At 64.4% G+C, this 17079-nt stretch carries 11 protein-coding genes; all 11 read right to left on the minus strand.

From position 1 onward, the window contains the following. Position 1 precedes the first annotated feature (1 nt). The 11 genes from gspG to BM046_RS06275 all read right to left on the minus strand — a co-directional run bounded on the left by gspG (position 2) and on the right by BM046_RS06275 (position 16930). A complete protein-coding gene (gene gspG, locus BM046_RS06220) occupies positions 2-472 on the minus strand; it encodes a type II secretion system major pseudopilin GspG (protein ID WP_090538077.1) in 471 nt (156 codons plus the stop codon). 1 nt (position 473) lies between these two features. After that, positions 474-1685, minus strand: coding sequence for a type II secretion system inner membrane protein GspF (gene gspF / locus BM046_RS06225; RefSeq protein ID WP_090538079.1), 1212 nt, complete (start codon positions 1683-1685; stop codon positions 474-476). A gap of 1 nt (position 1686) precedes the next feature. Next, positions 1687-3207 carry a type II secretion system ATPase GspE gene (gene gspE, locus BM046_RS06230; RefSeq protein WP_177197807.1) on the minus strand — a complete coding sequence of 507 codons (1521 nt, stop codon included), beginning with the start codon at positions 3205-3207 and terminating at the stop codon, positions 1687-1689. 20 nt (positions 3208-3227) lie between these two features. Then, entirely contained in the window at positions 3228-5285 is a 2058-nt protein-coding gene (gspD, locus tag BM046_RS06235; protein ID WP_218150005.1) for a type II secretion system secretin GspD, read from the minus strand. Positions 5286-5291: 6 nt separating this feature from the next. Then, the gene (gspC, locus tag BM046_RS06240; protein WP_090538083.1) at positions 5292-6128 is read right to left on the minus strand and encodes a type II secretion system protein GspC; all 837 of its coding nucleotides are present in this window, start codon (positions 6126-6128) and stop codon (positions 5292-5294) included. A 358-nt stretch (positions 6129-6486) separates the two neighbouring features. After that, positions 6487-8586 carry a PhoX family protein gene (locus BM046_RS06250; protein ID WP_090538087.1) on the minus strand — a complete coding sequence of 700 codons (2100 nt, stop codon included), beginning with the start codon at positions 8584-8586 and terminating at the stop codon, positions 6487-6489. A 121-nt stretch (positions 8587-8707) separates the two neighbouring features. Further along, complete coding sequence (locus BM046_RS06255) at positions 8708-10474, minus strand: bifunctional protein-serine/threonine kinase/phosphatase (RefSeq protein WP_090538422.1); 1767 nt, start codon at positions 10472-10474, stop codon at positions 8708-8710. A 5-nt stretch (positions 10475-10479) separates the two neighbouring features. Next, positions 10480-11304, minus strand: a complete 825-nt coding sequence (locus BM046_RS06260; protein WP_090538088.1) for a formate/nitrite transporter family protein — start codon at positions 11302-11304, stop codon at positions 10480-10482. 20 nt (positions 11305-11324) lie between these two features. Next, the gene (nirD, locus tag BM046_RS06265) at positions 11325-11741 is read right to left on the minus strand and encodes a nitrite reductase small subunit NirD (RefSeq protein WP_090538090.1); all 417 of its coding nucleotides are present in this window, start codon (positions 11739-11741) and stop codon (positions 11325-11327) included. After that, positions 11741-14293, minus strand: coding sequence for a nitrite reductase large subunit NirB (gene nirB, locus BM046_RS06270; protein WP_090538092.1), 2553 nt, complete (start codon positions 14291-14293; stop codon positions 11741-11743). Before nirB ends, nirD begins: the two co-directional genes overlap by 1 nt. 210 nt (positions 14294-14503) lie before the next feature. Continuing rightward, positions 14504-16930 (minus strand): mechanosensitive ion channel domain-containing protein, encoded by a 2427-nt coding sequence (locus BM046_RS06275; RefSeq protein ID WP_090538423.1) that lies wholly within the window; start codon positions 16928-16930, stop codon positions 14504-14506. Positions 16931-17079: the final 149 nt, after the last annotated feature.

Genomic DNA, 17079 nt, shown 5'->3' on the forward strand with positions numbered 1-17079 from the left:
TTCACCTGTTGTTTTCGTCGTCCGCGTTTTCCAGGTTCCAGTTGCCGATATCGGCATTGGCACCGGTGCCGCCCGGACGGCCGTCGGCGCCCAGACTGTAGAGGTCGAAGTCCCGACCATCACGACCCGGGCGCAGATACTGGTATTCGTTGCCCCAGGGGTCACGCTGCAGGCGGTCGATATAACCACCGGCCCGCCAGTTGCGCGCAGCATCGCCGCTGGGTCGCTCGACCAGTGCCCGCAGGCCCTGCTCGGTGGTGGGGTAGTTGAAGTTGTCCAGTCGATACAGGTTCAGCGCACTCTCCATGGCGCGGATATCGTTCTGCACCTTGGTGGTCCGGGCCTGGTCGGGTCTGTCCATGACCCGGGGCACCACCACGGCGGCGAGGATGCCGAGGATGACCACCACCACCATGACCTCGATCAGGGTGAAACCACGTTGGGCTGAGGAGACTGTCTTTACGCTTTGCATATCAGTTGACCAGTTGGTTGAGTTCAAAGATGGGCAGCAGGATGGCCAGTACGATGATGAGTACCACGCCCCCCATTGCCAGAATCAGCAGCGGCTCGAAGACCCCCATGACCATGGCAATCCGTGCCTCCAGTTCCCGTTCCTGGGTTTCCGCGGCCCGTTCGAGCATCTTGTCCAGGGTGCCGCTGCTCTCCCCGCTCTTGATCAGGCTCAGGGTCATGGGGGGGAAGTAGCCACTGCGCTCCAGCGCATGACCGACGCCGGACCCTTCGCGCACTCGGCGGGCAGCCTCGGCCACGGCCTCGCGCATGGGGGTATTGCTGATGACCGAGGCGCTCATGTTCAGCGCATCCAGCAGGGGGACACCGCTGCCGGCGAGGATGTTAAGGGTGCGGGCAAAACGGGCGGTGTTCAGGCCCCGTACCAGGCGCCCGATCAACGGCAGCTTCAGCAGCATGCCATCCCAGCGGAGCCTTGCCGCCGGGCGTTTGAGGATCTGCCGCACGCCGGTGATCAGGGCGATCAGACCCAGCAGCATCAGCCAGCCCCACTCCCTTACCGTATCGCTGGTGGCGATCAGCGCCCTGGTCAGCCAGGGCAGCTGCTGATTCATGCCGGCGAATACCTGTACCACTTCGGGCACCACATAGGTCAGCAGGGCCACCACCACCAGCATGGCCACCAGGGTCAGGATGGCCGGGTAGAACATCGCCAGGGTGATCTTCTGGCGCATGGCATTCTGCGCTTCGACGTTGTCCGCCAGCCGCTCGAGCACCAGCTCCATGCGCCCGGCCTGTTCCCCGGCGGCAATGGTGGTGCGGTAGATCATCGGGAACACCGAAGGAAACTCGCCCATGGCGTGAGCCAGGGGCAGGCCTTCCATTACCCGGGTGCGCACCGCCGCCAGGGTCGCCTTGACCCGTGGCGATTCGCTCTGGCGGGCCACGGTACCCAGGACTTCCTCGATGGGCATGCCGGCCCTGGCCAGGGTGGCCATCTGCCGGGTCGCCAGCGACAGCTCCAGCGGCTTGATGCGCCGCTGGAACATGGGCATGCGCAGCAGCGAAGGTTTTTCCGCCACCTCGGTGACGGCCATGGGCATCAGGCCCTTCTCCCGCAGGCGGCTGCGGACCTGACGGGAGGAATCGCCCTCCTCCACGCCCTTGCGGGTGCGACCGGTCTGGTCCAGGGCAACGTACTCGAAGGCCGGCATCTCAGTCCTCCCGGGTCACGCGCAGGACTTCTTCCAGCGTGGTGTCCCCGGCCAGCACCCGGCGCAGACCGTCCTGACGGATGCCGATCTGCGACAGCCGGGCATGCCGGACCATCGCCTGCTCACTGGCACCGTCATGGATCAGACCGCGCAGGGTGTCGTCGATCTCGATCAGCTCATAGATGCCGGTACGCCCGCGGTAACCGCTGCCATTGCATTCCGGGCAACCCACCGGGCTGTACAGGGTCGGTGCCTGTGCCGGGTCCACTTCCAGCAGCTTGCATTCCCGGACGGTGGCGGTATGCGGACGGCGGCAGTCCGGGCACAGGGTCCGCACCAGACGCTGGGCCAGCACACCGTTGAGCGTCGAGGACAGCAGGAAGGGCTCTACTCCCATGTCGCGCAGACGGGTAATGGCACCGATGGCGGTATTGGTGTGCAGGGTGGAGAACACCAGGTGGCCGGTGAGACTGGCCTGAATGGCGATCTGTACCGTCTCCAGGTCGCGGATCTCCCCGACCATGACCACATCCGGGTCCTGACGCAGGATCGCGCGGAGCCCGCGGGCAAAGGTCATGTCGACCTTGGTGTTGATCTGCGTCTGGCCGATCCCGTCCAGATAGTATTCGATGGGGTCTTCGACCGTGAGGATGTTGCGGCTGCGGTCGTTGAGCCGCATCAGCGCCGAGTACAGGGTGGTGGTCTTGCCCGAACCGGTCGGGCCGGTGACCAGCACGATGCCGTGGGGACGATTGATGATGCGCTCCATGGCCTCGTAGTGTCCGTCGCACATGCCCAGCTGACGCAACTCGAGACGACCGGCCTGCTTGTCCAGCAGACGCAGCACCACCCGCTCACCATGCCCGGACGGCAGGGTCGAGACCCGTACGTCCACTGCCCGGCCCACCAATCGCAGGCCGATGCGGCCGTCCTGGGGCAGGCGTTTCTCGGCAATGTCCAGCTTGGCCATGACCTTGATCCGCGACACTATCACCGGCGCCAGCGCCCGCGGTGGTTCCAGCACCTCGCGCAGCACACCATCGACCCGCAGACGGATTGACAGGCGATTCTCGAAGGGTTCGATATGGATGTCCGAGGCGTTCTCCTTGACCGCCTCGGACAGCAGGGCGTTGATCAGACGGATGATGGGCGCCTCATCCTGGGACTCCAGCAGGTCTTCCGGCTCGGCCAGGGACTGGGCCACCGACATCAGATCGGCGTCCTCGCCCAACCCTTCGACGAACTGCATGGCATCGTTGGCTGACCGCTCGTAGCGGTCACGCAGGCGGGCGGCGAAGGCATCATCATCCAGCATCACCGGATGCAGCGGATGACCCGCCAGCCGCCGCAGCTCCAGCAGCGCCTGGGGATCACAGTCGGCACGCACGAACACATCCAGCCGGCCGTCGCGCAGCTGGTCCGGCAGGACCCCGAAGCGCCGGGCGAAACGGTAGCCGGTCTCGGCCTGCAGACCTGCCTCCGGCAGTGGCTGGGCCCCGGTTTCCGGCAGTACTGTGCTCATATCTGCCTCGTTCACTGTGGTCATCGTGCCCTCGGCGGCGCGGGAATCGGCGTGCTCACCGCCACATCGGGCTGGCTGGCATTCTCGAAGGGCGGCGGCAGGGTCAGCAGGTAGTTCCAGTCCGGCAGGATCGGCATGTCCTGACGCGGCAACAGATTGGCGCGGCGGCCCTGCTCCTTCAGCTGCTGGTCCCGCATGTAACTGTACTTGGCGTGGGTCAGACTTTCAGCCACGGCGGTGTCGCGGACGATGACCGGACGCAGGAATATCATCAGATTGCGTTTCTGCACGTTGGCCGTGTCGTAGCGGAACAGCCGACCCAGGCCGGGCACGTCGCCGAGCAGGGGCACCTTGTCCTGGGTCTCGACCATCTGGTCGTCGATCAGACCGCCGAGCACGATCAACTGGTTGTCGTCGACCATCACGTGGGTGTTGAGGCTGCGCTTGTTGGTGATCAGGTCCGCGGCGGCGCTGGCACCGGGGGCGATCTGGGATACCTCCTGGGCAATTTCCAGGCGCACCGCGTTGCCTTCGTTGATCTGCGGGCGGATGCGCAGCTTGATACCCACATCCTCGCGCTGGATGGTATCGAAGGCCTGACCGGAGTTCTCCACCGAGCGGCCGACAATGAAGGGCACGTTCTGACCGACCACGATCTCGGCTTCCTCGTTATCCAGGGTCAGCAGACTCGGAGTGGACAGGATATTGCTCGAACTGTCGCCCTGAAGGGCATTGACCAGCAGGCCGATCTGGGTGCTGCCGATGGTCCCTACCCCGCCCAGGGTGGCGCCATCGGACAGGGACGGCGGGGAGGTCACTTCACCATCGAGGAAGGCGTCGATACCGGCGGCCAGGTTGACTATGCCGCCGCCGCCGCGGGCGAAGTTGATCACGCCGACGCCGGCGTTCTCGTTACCGAAGCCCCACTGCACCCCCAGCTCCTTGGCACGATCATAGGACACCTCGGCGATCACTGCCTCGACCAGCACCTGGGCACGACGGATATCGAGCTGGCGGATGATCTGCGCCATCTCGCGGCTCAGCTCCGCCGGGCCGTGCACTACCACCGAGTTGGTGCTTTCGTGGGCCTGGATGCGCACCCGGGAATCCCGGTTGCCATAACCGTAGGAGCTGCCACTGCCGCTGGTGCTGCTGCCACCGCTGCTGGAGCTGGTGCCATTGTCCACGTCCCGACCTTCGGCAATGCCGCGCAGCACCTCGGCCACGTCTTCGGCCTTGGCGTAGCGCAGATAATGCACCTGGGTATTGCCCTCGTCGCCGACCACATCCAGCTGGCGGATCATCGCGCGATAGGAAGAACGGCGCTGGGGGTCGCCCAGAAGGATCAGTGCATTGGTGCGCTCATCGGCTATTACCCGCACCCGCTTGGTGCCACCACTCTCCTCGGGCCTGGCAATGTTCAGCCCCTCGATGATGCGCACCAGCTCCAGGGCCGACGCATGCTCCAGCGGCACCACTTCGAAGTCCTCCATGGACTCCTGGTCGATACGCTTGATCAGCGCCTCGATACGCCGCACATTGGCTGCAGTATCGGCAATCACCAGGGAGTTGGATTCCGCCGCTGCCGCCAGATGCCCGCCCTTGGGCACCAGCGGTCGCAGGATCCGTACCAGCTGGCTGGCATCCAGATGGCGGACGCTGATCACGTGGGTGATGAACTCGTCGCCCCGGCTGTTCTGCTCCAGGCTGCCCACCTCGTTTTCCTTGGCCTGCACCTCAGGCACGATACGCACAGTGCCGTCAGCACCGGTCACCGCGGCAAAGCCGTAGGATCTGAGCACCCCGAGGAAAAGGTCGTACAACTCGTCGCGCTTGATCGGCTGGCCGGATACCACGTTGACCTGACCGCGCACCCGCGGATCAACGATGAAGTTGATGCCGGTCTCCTGGCTGACGATCTCGATCAGACCATTGATATCGGCATCGCGCAGGTTCAGGACCAGCTCATCATTCTCGGCCTGCACCGCTGCGTTCTGCGCAGCAAGGCTCCCGCTCAGCATGCTCAGGGCCAGGGCCACCGGCAGGGCGTAACGACACTTGGGCAACAACATAGGCATTCGGGCTTAATCCATATTGATCGTAATGTTCATCGGTTCTCCGTTACGCTCCAGAGAAACAGACACCGAACTGGCATCGGCCAGCTCGGCAAGCAGGTCACGGTAGTCACTGATTTCCGCTACCGGCCGGCCGTTCACCTCGGTGATCACGTCACCGGAGACCAGACCAGCGGCCTCGAACTCCCGTGCATTGCGTGCAGGTGAGACTTCCAGCCCATAGAGGACGCCGTCCTCCATGACCGGGTTGGCACTGATCACATCGAGAAAGCGCTGGGGATCGTTTACCCAGGCATCCCGGTCAACTCGGGGCTCGGCCTGCGCGGCAGCCGGCAGGGCCGGAGCGCTGCGCCGCCCGGCACTGGCCGGGGCATCGTGGCGTTTGAGGCGCAGGGTTTCCAGGCGGCCGCCGCGATCAAGAATGACGCGATCGGCAAAGACTTCCTGCAGGGTCACGCTGCCCGGCAGGGACGCGCCCACGCGATACAGTTTTTCCGGCTGGCCCTGGGGGGCGAGAATGGCCGCACTGCGGCTGGGATCGGGGTTGGTGAACACGCCCTTGAGTGTCCAGCTGAGCGAGGTTTCGGGGGCGTTGACGACCCGGTTTTCCCGGGCGGGGGTACCGAATACGGACAGGGCGGCAAGTTCGCGAAAACCGCCCCGGGCACCGGTGGCCGAATCGGCCTGGAGTTCGGCGAGGGGAACGGAGGCGGCCGGGGGCAGCACACTGGTCGGTTCTATCAGGGTCCAGGTCAGGCGGGCCAGCAGTACAGAGGTGATAGCAACCAACAAAAAGGTGGCCAGTTTCACCACCGAGTCCAAGCTGAGACGGGCTATCACGGGCATGCATACTCCAGGCAAAGCGCGCAGCCCTCGGGCTGCAGGATCAGTCGCAGGAGGCTACCGATCTTTCTTTGCAGTTTTATTGTTATATCCCTGAAACATATTTTCAGTGATTCGATTGTCACGATTTTGCCATACGCCAGCAACCCCTCAATCTCAAATAACAGCGGCATAGCACGCTACCGGTCGCGTGAGACCGGCCTCAATAACCTGTTTGGGTGAAACGAAAGCGCGGAATATCTCATTGATATCACTGGCGAAAGCGGCTCCAGAGCCCTGCACGCTGCGGCGGTGAGACAGGTCAAAGAAAAAGGGGTGGCTGCCGCCACAGCGACAACCACCCCTGAAGGAAGGAGGATAATCAGCTACCTATGACTCCCCCATCATCCTTCCAGATCACTACCGTGGCCGAACGCGGCGGCAGACGCGCCGGGTTACGGTCCGGCCAGGTACTGCGCACGTAACGCGGACCCAGCTCCCACTCGGTGGGGGTGGTAGTGGCCCCGGGGTGCTGCACGTTGATGAACATGGTGCGCTGGTCCGGCGTGGTGATGACACCGGTGATCTCCTGGCCGATGGGCCCGGTCAGGAAGCGGCGCATCTCGCCGGTCTTCGGGTCGGCGCAGAGCATGGCATTGTTGCCGAATACCTCGTACACACCCGAGTTCTGGCTGCCTTCCCCGATATCGGTCTGGATCCACACGCGGCTGTCCTTGTCGATCCACAGACCGTCGGGCGAGCTGAGCAGGTTGTCCACGGTCAGGGCATCGCCATTGGGGTCCTTGCCGGCCAGGTTGGGCTGACCGCTCTGCCCTGCATCTCCACCAAACAGGAAGATGTCCCACTCGAATGTAGTGGAGGCATGCTCGCCATCGGCTTCCGCCCAGCGGATGATGTGACCATGGCGGTTCTGCGTCCGCGGGTTGGCACCGTTGGCGGTACTGCGGCCGCTGTTGTTGGTCAGGGTGAAATAGACATCACCGTTGTTCGGGTCCACCGCACCCCATTCAGGGCGGTCCATGGGCGTGGCACCGACCAGGCCGGCAGCCAGGCGGGTGTTGACCAGCACATCCGCCTGGTCACGGAAGCCGTTGCTCGCATCCAGGCCGTTCTGACCGTACACCAGCGGCAGCCATTCGCCGGTGCCGTCATCGTTGAAGCGGGCCACGTAGAGCACGCCGGTATCGAGAATGGAGCCGTCGGTCACGCCCTTCTGGAAGGGCTGCTCGCTGACGAACTTGTAGATGAACTGGTTGGTGGAGTCGTCCCCGGAGTAGCACACCACCGGCTTGCCTTCGATGGCCGGGCCGAATACCACGCCCTCATGACCGAAGCGGCCCAGACTGGTGCGCTTCTTCGGCACGCTGTTCGGGTCAAAGGGATCGATCTCGACCATCCAGCCGAAGCAGTTGGGTTCGTTGCGGTAGTCCTGGGTCGCATCGGCGCCGGTGCTGGTGGCGTCGAAGCGGATGAATTCATCGCCACCGCCTTCGGCCAATGCCCAGCGGTAGCGGCTGTCGTTGGCGCGGATGCCGTAATGGGCGTGCTCCCGGGGAATGGTCTCGTCACGATTGCCGAAATAACCGGCCCAGTTCTCCTCGGCGGCCATGTAGGTGTTCCAGGGTGTGACACCCATGGCACAGTTGTTCAGGGTACCCCGGGTGGCCAGGCCTTGCGGGCTGTACTTGGTTCTGACCAGATCGCTGCCGCGCACCGGGCCATGCAGCTCCATGGGTGTCAGGCCGGTGATGCGGCGGTTGTATTCGCTCTGCACCAGCTCCCAGCGGTTGTCGGCGCGCTTTCTGACGTGCACCACGGACACGCCATGGGCATTGATCTCCTTGAGCGCCTGATCGCGGTCACGCACATCGCCCTTCATGACGATGGCACCGCTGCCCAGTGCCACACCGATATGGTCGGCATGCATGAAGCGGGGCTCCACGTACTCGTGGTTCATCACCAGCAGCCCCTCGTCGGAGCTGCCTTCGAACGGCTCCTCGCCCTCGATCGGGAAGAAGTGCATGCCGTCATGGTGCGAGCCCATCTGCATGCCCTGCTCTTCACCGGTATTGGTGATATCGAAGGCCGGCATGGTACCAGTGATGGGCGTACCCCAGGGCAATATGACCTGATAGCTGTAACCCGGCGGGACGACAATCTCGTCCGACTCGCTCGGCGCAACGGCGGTAAAGCCGATCAGCGGACCGGCCTCGCCACCATTGTCACCATCGCCCCCGCCGACCTCATCGTCGCTGCTGTCAGAGCTGCTCAGGCAACCCGCCAGGCCCAGGCTCATGAACCCCAGGGCGGCGGCACCGGCACTGCCCTTGAGCAGTGAACGGCGAGCCAGCCGCGCCTCCAGCACGCTGGCGAAGGGCCTGTTATCCGTGTAACTGATCTGCGGCTCGTCACCGTTACCGTTGTCAACGATGGTTATCTGATTGCGAACTTCTTGCGACATCCGTGCTTCCCTCTACAGGCTGCTGGTTGAGATGCAGTAGAGGATGGCCAGCGAAGGTTAAGAGCGGACGACAATCGGATTAAGCTTTGGCTACGGAAATATTAAGCTGCAGCGGCGAGGATCAACCCGGATTGCGCCACCAGCTCAACACCAGCAGAACGCCAAGCAACAGGGAAATGCCCTGCCAGACCAGCACCGGATTGCGCTCCAGCAGGGCCGGTCGGTGCATGCCTTCCCGGGCAAGGCCTGGCTGACTCAGATCATGGGTAAATTCCGACAGCTCCTGGCAGCGCCTGGCCGGGTCCGGCTGAAGCGCCCGACGCAGCACCTCATCCAGCCAGGGCGGAAGGTCCTGCCGGTAGTGTCCGAGCCCACGGTACCTGAGTTTCAGTTGCGCCGCCCGGCTGGTCGCCTTGGCCACCTCGGTGCCGTAAGGCAACTGGCCGGTGAGCATCTGGTAGGTGATCACCGCCAGCGAGAAGATGTCCGAAGCCTGGGTGCCGGAGCGGCCGGCAAAATACTCCGGTGCGGTGTACTGGCAGGTGCCCAGTATGGGGTCAACGCCGGTTGCCGGCTTCAGCTCGGCCAGACCGGCCACGGCCACCGAACCGAAATCGATCAGGGTCACATTGCCCAGCGCATCGATGAGGATGTTCTGCGGACGCAGATCCTGATGCAGCATGTCGAGGCGGTGCAGGGCCTGCAGGCCACGGGCAATCTGCCCGATGATATCGCGCACGGTCTGCAGGTCCGGGCGCGGATGATCGCGCATCCACTGCTGCAGTGTCTGGCCCTGCACATATTCGCTGACGGTGTAGAGATAATGCCGTGGGCGGTGCTGGGGCGGTGCCTTGAGCACATTCGGATGGTTGATGCGACGGGCTACCCACTCCTCCAGCATCAGCCGCTCCAGGTAGGCCAGATCATCCCGCAGGTCCAGTGAGGGCACCTTCAGCACCAGGGTCTCGCCGGTGTCATTGTCGGTGGCGAGATACACATGACTGCGGCTGCTGGCATGCAGCTCACGCTGCACCGTGAACCCGTCGAACTGTTCGCGGCTGGCCAACAGTGGTGCCGGCGCAAGCTCGCTGGCCTGACTGCTGAATTCCAGCGCGCTGGCGGGGGGCAGATCATCCACCCGCACCAGCTGAATGGTGAGATTGTCGTCGCTGCCATGCCCCAGCGCGTGCTCGACGATGGCGCCGGCAGCGCGATCCAGATCATCCCCATGTTCCCGGATCAGCTCGCACAGTCTGGCCGGCTGGATGAACCCGTACACCCCATCGGTGGCCAGGATGAACAGATCGCCCCGTTGCAGGCCCAGGGACTGGTAATCGATCTGCAGATACTGGCTGACACCCAGCGCACGCTCGAGAAAATGCTCGTGGCTGCCCACCCAGACCCTGTGGTCCCGGGTCATCTGCTCGAGGACGCCCTGGCGCAGCCGGTAGATGCGCGAGTCGCCCACATGCAGCAGATGGGCGGTAGCCGCCTTGAGAATCAGCGCGCTGAAGGTACACACATACCCCCGGTCACTGTCGTAGCGGTATTCGCTGCGGCGGGTCTGGGAATACAGCCAGGCATTGGTCGCGGCCAGCACCCGTTGTGCCGACTTGCGTACCGACCAGGCGTCGGGAGTGGAGTAGTAGTCGGCAATGAAGCCGGTGACCGCCGTCTGCGCGGCTATGTGACTGACGGTACTGTTGCTGATGCCATCGGCCAGCGCCACCACCATGCCCTTGAGACTGCCCTGGGGCTGGCCCGGGTGGCTGGCGGCATGAAAATCCTGATTGGATGGTTTGCGCCCCCGGTCAGTTGCCTGACCGAGGGCGATCCGCAGTCCCTGCCCCGCTGCGCCGCTGGCGGGCGGGGGGCAGAGTTGTTGCATGCTGCTCATGCCGGCTGATGCAGCTGGGTACGCTTGGGCACGGTGCGCACGTGGGTGGTGTACAGGGTCAGACCGGTGAAGGCCAGACCGCCGACCAGGTTACCCAGGGCTGTGGGAATCTCGTTCCAGATCATGTAATCCATCACCGAGAAGTCGCCGCCCATGATCATGCCGAAGGGGAACAGGAACATGTTCACTACCGAGTGCTCGAAGCCCATGAAGAAGAACAGCATGATCGGCATCCACATGGCGATGGCCTTGCCGCCGACGGTGGTGGAGATCATGGCGCCGACCACGCCCAGCGACACCATCCAGTTGCACAGCATGCCGCGCAGAAAGATGGTGGCCCAGCCGGCAGCGCCATACTGGGCATAACCCAGGGTGCGGTTCTCACCGATATGGGAGATGCGCTCGCCCACCTCACCGGCCTCGATGGAGAAGCCGTAGGTGAAGACGAAGGCCATCATTACCGCCACGGTCAGCGCACCGGCAAAGTTGCCGAGAAACACCCAGCCCCAGTTGTGCAGGATGCCCGCTACGGTCACCCCGGGGCGTCGATCCAGCAGCGCCAGCGGGGTCAGCATGAACACCCCGGTCAGCAGGTCGAAGCCCATCAGATAGAGCATGATGAAACCCACCGGGAAGAAGGCCGCGCCGACCAGCGGCGAGCCGGTCTGAATGGTGATGGTAATGGCGAACACCGCCGCCAGGGCCAGAATGGCGCCGGCCATGTAGGCGCGGATCAGGGTATCGCGGGTGGACATGAACAGCTTGGACTCGCCGGCGTCCACCATCTTGGTGACGAACTCACTGGGAACGAGATAGGACATGGGAAGGATTCCTTGAAAAGTCAGTTGCTGGCGCTGGCACTGTCAGGGGCGAGAATCTCCACCTGATCGCCATTCAGGCGGACCGGCCAGACGGTGAGCGACAGCTCGGGCTGTTCCAGGCACTGCCCGTCCTGCAGACGGAAGTGCTGCTTATACAGGGGCGAGGCAACCACCAGCGAGCCATGCAGGTGGCCGATCATGCCGCGCCCTATCACGTTGGCGCCGGACTGCGGGTCCCGGTTGTGGATGGCGTACAACTGCTCGCCCTCGGGCATGTCGGGCAGGTAGAACAGCGCCACCTGGGCACCGGCGAACCAGGCCACTACACCGGAATGGGCCACCAGATCCCGGCGACTGCACAGCGGTTGCCATTGGGTGCTGCGTCCCTGGCTGTCCTGGCTCCAGGCGGGGGTAGTCAGCGATTGTGCTGTGCTCATCAGAGTGCCTCCTCTTCGATGGGGATGAGTTTCAGGTGATTGCCGGGTGCCGGCCTCGGCTGGCCGCGCTCTCTGACAAAGCGGATATCGGGATCGGCGCGCTGGTCATTGACGAAGGTGCGGAAGCGCTTGAGCTTCTCCGGATCCTTCAGGGCATTGGCCCATTCGCATTCGTAGCGATCGATGACCTGCTGCATCTGTTCTTCCAGCTCCGCACCCAGTCCCAGGCTGTCCTCGAGGATCACCTTCTTCAGATAATCCAGGCCGCCGTCCAGGCTCTCGCGCCAGGTGGAGGTGCGCTGCAGCCGGTCGGCTGTGCGGATGTAGAACATGAGAAAACGGTCGATGGTGCGGATCAGCGTCTCTTCATCCAGATCCGTGGCGAAGAGTTCGGCATGGCGCGGACGCATGCCGCCGTTACCGGCGACATAGAGGTTCCAGCCGCGCTCGGTGGCGATGACGCCGATGTCCTTGCTCTGCGCCTCGGCACACTCACGGGTGCAGCCGGAGACGCCGAACTTGATCTTGTGCGGTGCGCGCAGGCCCTTGTAGCGGTTCTCCAGTTTCAGCGCCATGCCGACGCTGTCCTGCACGCCGTAGCGGCACCAGGTACTGCCGACGCAGGACTTCACCGTACGCAGGGACTTGCCGTAGGCGTGCCCGGTCTCGAAACCGGCCGCAATCAGCTCGGCCCAGATATCCGGCAGCTGGTGCAGCTGGGCGCCGAACAGGTCGATACGCTGGCCACCGGTGATCTTGGTGTAGAGGTCGTACTTGCGGGCCACTTCGCCCAGCACAATGAGCTTGTCCGGGGTGATCTCGCCGCCGGCAATGCGCGGCACCACAGAGTAGGTGCCGTTCTTCTGCATGTTCGCCATGAAGGTGTCATTGGTGTCCTGCAGGGGCACCAGCGCCGGGTCCATTACCGGCTCGTTCCAGCAGGAAGCGAGGATGGAGCCGATGGCGGGCTTGCAGATATCGCATCCGATGCTGCCCTTGCCATGGCGGGCCAGCACGTCCTCGAAGCGCTTGATACCCTCCACGCGGATGATGCCGTACAACTCCTGACGGGTGTGGGAGAAGTGCTCGCACAGACTGTGATCCACCGCCACACCCCGGGCGCTGAGCTCGTGTTCGAACACCTGCTTGAGCAACGCGCTGCAACCGCCGCAGCCGGTACCAGCCCTAGTCGCCGCCTTGAGTTCGCCCAGGTCGGTTACGCCGGCATCCACCTGGCAGCACACCGCCCCCTTGCTGACGTTGTGGCAGGAGCAGATGGTGGCCGATTCCGGCAGGGCATCCACACCCAGCGCTGGTGCGCCAGCCGACTGCGGCAGGATCAGGCTGGCCGGGTCAGCCGGCAGGCGGATGCCGTTCTGGGCATACTGCAGCAGACTGTCGTAGTAGCTGTTGTCACCGACCAGCACAGCGCCCAACAGGTGCTTGCCGTCGGCGGAGACCACCATGCGCCGGTAGGTATCGGTGGCCTCGTCGATGAAGCGGTAACTGCGCGAGCCCGGTGTTGCGCCGTGGGCGTCGCCGATCGAGCCTACATCCACACCCAGCAGCTTCAGCTTGGTGGACATGTCGGCACCGGTAAAAGGCTGGGCGTCCTTGCCTAGCAATTGTGCCGCCACCAGCCGCGCCATCTGGTAGCCGGGGGCTACCAGACCAAAAATCTGTCCGTTCCAGCTGGCACATTCGCCAATGGCGAAAATGGCCGGGTCACCGGTGCGGCACCAGTTGTCCACCACCACACCCCCGCGCTCGGCGATGGGCAGTCCGGCAGCCCGGGCCAGCGCATCCTGGGGGCGGATACCGGCGGAGAACACCACCAGATCCGTCTCCAGGTACTCGCCGTCGGAAAAGTTCATGCGCCAGCGGTATTCCTCACCACTGACGATCTCGCTGGTTGCCCGGGACAGGTGGACTGTGACTCCCAGCGCTTCGATACGCGCGCGCAGGGCAGCGCCGCCCTCGGCATCCAGCTGCACCGGCATCAGCCGGGGCGCGAATTCCACCACATGGGCTTCCAGACCCAGCGACTTGAGCGCGTTGGCCGCCTCCAGACCGAGCAGACCACCGCCTACCACCACACCGCGACGGGCCGTCGTGGCCGCAGCGCGGATGGCATCCAGATCGTCCAGGGTGCGGTACACCAGCTGTGCAGTGCCGGTGGCGCCGCTGATCGGCGGCACGAAGGGCCATGAACCGGTGGCCAGCACCAGCTGGTCATAACGGAAACGCCCCTGCGCCGTGACCACTTCCCGCGCCTGTGGATCCAGCTCCAGCACGGGGCAGTCCAGATGCAGCTGTACGCCTTCCCGGGCATACAGCTCAGCCTGCCCCAGGGCGAGGGATTCGGCATCACGGCCACCGAAGTACTCGGACAGGTGGACCCGGTCATACGCCCGCTGGCGCTCGGCACCGAACACGTGGATCTCGAAGGCGTCCAGAGCCCCCTGCTCGACCAGTTGCTCCAGACAGTGGTGGCCAACCATGCCATTGCCGACGATGACCAGTTGTTGCTTCGGTCCGCTGTGTGCCGCCATGTGTCTCCCCTCGTTACGCGTTGCTGTACAGGGGAAAGAGCAAGGGCTGTGCCAGAAGCTCGGCTGGCAGTGAAGACAGGCGGAGAAGCCCCGATCCAGAGAGGTTCAGCTGAACTCCGGGGCCAAACGCAGCGCTGGATAACGGTGCGCATCACTGATCCAGGACAGTGCAGGCGGGCGCCCATGGCGCCCGCTTTGGTGCATGCCCGATCAGACCGGCTCGGCGCCGCCGTTCCGCCCTGCGGTCATCAGCGGGCGCTCGCGCGGGTCGGCGATGGTGATGCCTGCCCGGCGGAAACGCTCCAGGATACGGCGGTTGATTTCCCGCTGCATGCCGGATCTGGCCTTGTCCACGCAGCGCATCTGTCCGGCCAGGGTGACCATGGAGCCGTCGACCGCATCCACACCCCACACCTCCATGTCCGCCAGGGTATTGGGACCGAACACCGGGTCCTGCCGCAGCTCTGCCCCTATGGCCTTGAGCTCGCTGATCGCCAGGTCGATGTCGGTGTCGTAACTGACTCCGACCCGCACCGCCGCATTGCCGATGCCGCGGTGGGCGTTGCTCACCGTGCTCACGGAACTGAAGGGAATGATATGCAGCACCCCGTCCGAGGAGCGCAGGCGCACGGTGCGGATCGACAGGTTCTCTACCGTGCCGGACACCCCGGCCACGGTCACCGAATCCCCTACCTGCATGGCATTCTCCATCAGCAGGAAGATGCCGGTGATGAAGTCCTGCACCAGCTTCTGCGAGCCGAAGCCCACCGCGACGCCGATGATGCTGGCGCCGGCAATCAGCGGCGCGGTACTGATGCCGATCTGGTTGAGGGTGGTCAGCCCGACGATCAGGGCAATCACCAGAAACAGCGCCGAGCGCAGCATCGGCAGCAGGGTATTGAGACGCGCCGCACGCAGCAGGTCCCCTTCCGAACGCCAGCGGGCAATGCGCCTTTCCAGCGCGCGGTTGCTGGCCTGCCAGACCATGAGTGCGATGACCACGGCCACGGCGATGGTCGCCATGGCGGAGGCCAGCATGCGGCCGATGGTGCCCGGTGCGAACCAGGCCAGCGCATCCAGCCCCCAGGCCTGGAGCAGCGCCACCAGGGTTACCGCGGTTATCACCAGCGACACCAGCCAGCGCAGCAACGGGTAGTACTGGGCCAGCAGCCGGCCGCGCAGGCTCCGGGGCTGGCGGGAATCCGCATCCACTCCGGCGAGACGGCCAAGCATGCCGAGCACCAGCACCGCCACCAGGCGTCCCAGCACCAGAATGGCCGCCGACAGCCCGATGAACTCCAGCAGCCGGGTGAAGCCATCCTCGATACCCATGGCCCAGACCACCCAGGTCCCCATGATCAGCACCGCCGCCAGCAGGGGCCAGACGCCGGCCAGCCACTGGCGCAGTGCATGCACCACCCCTTCCCTTTCCGGCGTACCGGCAATCCACTGCGCCACGGGGTGGCGGAAGCGGAACACCAGATAGATGAGATTCAGGTGTACCAGCAGCGATGTCGCCTTGATCACGACCAGTTGCGCCTCGGTACCCGAACCCAGGATGGCCAGGGCGTTGCCGAAGGCCACACCGAAGGTCGCCAGCACCACCAGGCGACGGGCCCAGCGGTGTACCTGCTGTGCGGCCAGATCATTCAACTGGACGATACGCAAACTGGCATCGCCCGGCGCCAGCAGCAGGCGCACTACCGCCATCACCACCCGGGTGATGACATAGGCATAGACGAACTCGCGGGTCACCAGATGGGTACGGATATCCAGACCGGGAAGCAGTTGCAGCACCAGCGCCGCGATACCGAAGAACAGCCCCAGCGGCAGCAGATCCAGCACCATGGCTGTCAGAGCAAAAGGCAGCCGGCGCAGGGCCTTGACCTCGGACTCCACAGGGGCGGCAACGCCGGAATGGGTGTCCTCCGGCACCGCCTCCTGCGGGTTGATCAGGACCGACGGTGGCTCTATCGGGACCGCCTCGACCTGCTCCAGACCATCGCGCTGGGTCTGCACCAGGGCAGTACTCTCATCCATCGGGTCCAGTGCTGCCTTCACCACCGGATCGGCAACCTGGGTCGGCGCCACGACTGGCGGCGCCTGAACATCCGCCTGCCGGGCATTGTGCAGCAGGCTCTGCATGGAACGGCGCAGCAGCCTACGCAGCAACCACTCCAGACACAGCCCCACACCCAGCACCAGCGCCATATCGGCCAGCGCCTGCAGCAGCAACAGGCGCCCCTGCTCATTGAAAAAGGTGGTCTGGAACCAGTTCGGCAGCTCGCCCAGCGCCTGGGTCACGCGCATCAGCTGGACCCGCAGCCCCGCTGCCCAGTCCCCTACCTGATCCAGGGTGCGGGCAATAAGTCCATCGGCCTCCAGCGGCACGATTGCACTCAGCGGCGTCTCTTCCTCCACCGCCACCTCAGACTCCTCTGCAGACTCCTCGGCCGCCCTCTCCTCCAATGCGCGCAGCACCTCCTCCCGGCTCTCGTCGTCCTGCAGGGCATCAAGCACTTCCCGGGCCTGCTCGGGCGTTACTTCCTCAATGACCGAAGACTGCGCCTGGACCAGCGGCACAACAAGCAGAATCCAGAACAGGGCAAGAAGGGCAGATATTGGCTTGAGGAACATGCGGTTCATCCCGTTGAAGTCGAATTCCGGCGTTGTGAGGTTGCGTCCTGCTCATTCGAGTCGCAGGCAGCGCTCCGGTTCGATGGGTGTCGAACCCGGGCTTGCCAGGCAGACATGATACGCGTCGGGGCAGCCCGGCGGCATCCGCG

The sequence above is a fragment of the Halopseudomonas formosensis genome (assembly GCF_900115905.1).
Classification (GTDB): domain Bacteria; phylum Pseudomonadota; class Gammaproteobacteria; order Pseudomonadales; family Pseudomonadaceae; genus Halopseudomonas; species Halopseudomonas formosensis.

Coding starts and splice junctions, on each gene's coding strand:
- gspG (WP_090538077.1), bottom strand. CDS start 472: ATGCAAAGCGTAAAGACAGTCTCCTCAGCCCAACGTGGTTTCACCCTG.
- BM046_RS06260 (WP_090538088.1), bottom strand. CDS start 11,304: ATGTCCTATCTCGTTCCCAGTGAGTTCGTCACCAAGATGGTGGACGCC.
- gspF (WP_090538079.1), bottom strand. CDS start 1,685: ATGCCGGCCTTCGAGTACGTTGCCCTGGACCAGACCGGTCGCACCCGC.
- BM046_RS06250 (WP_090538087.1), bottom strand. CDS start 8,586: ATGTCGCAAGAAGTTCGCAATCAGATAACCATCGTTGACAACGGTAAC.
- nirB (WP_090538092.1), bottom strand. CDS start 14,293: ATGGCGGCACACAGCGGACCGAAGCAACAACTGGTCATCGTCGGCAAT.
- BM046_RS06255 (WP_090538422.1), bottom strand. CDS start 10,474: ATGCAACAACTCTGCCCCCCGCCCGCCAGCGGCGCAGCGGGGCAGGGA.
- gspE (WP_177197807.1), bottom strand. CDS start 3,207: ATGAGCACAGTACTGCCGGAAACCGGGGCCCAGCCACTGCCGGAGGCA.
- nirD (WP_090538090.1), bottom strand. CDS start 11,741: ATGAGCACAGCACAATCGCTGACTACCCCCGCCTGGAGCCAGGACAGC.
- gspC (WP_090538083.1), bottom strand. CDS start 6,128: ATGCCCGTGATAGCCCGTCTCAGCTTGGACTCGGTGGTGAAACTGGCC.
- gspD (WP_218150005.1), bottom strand. CDS start 5,285: ATGCCTATGTTGTTGCCCAAGTGTCGTTACGCCCTGCCGGTGGCCCTG.
- BM046_RS06275 (WP_090538423.1), bottom strand. CDS start 16,930: ATGTTCCTCAAGCCAATATCTGCCCTTCTTGCCCTGTTCTGGATTCTG.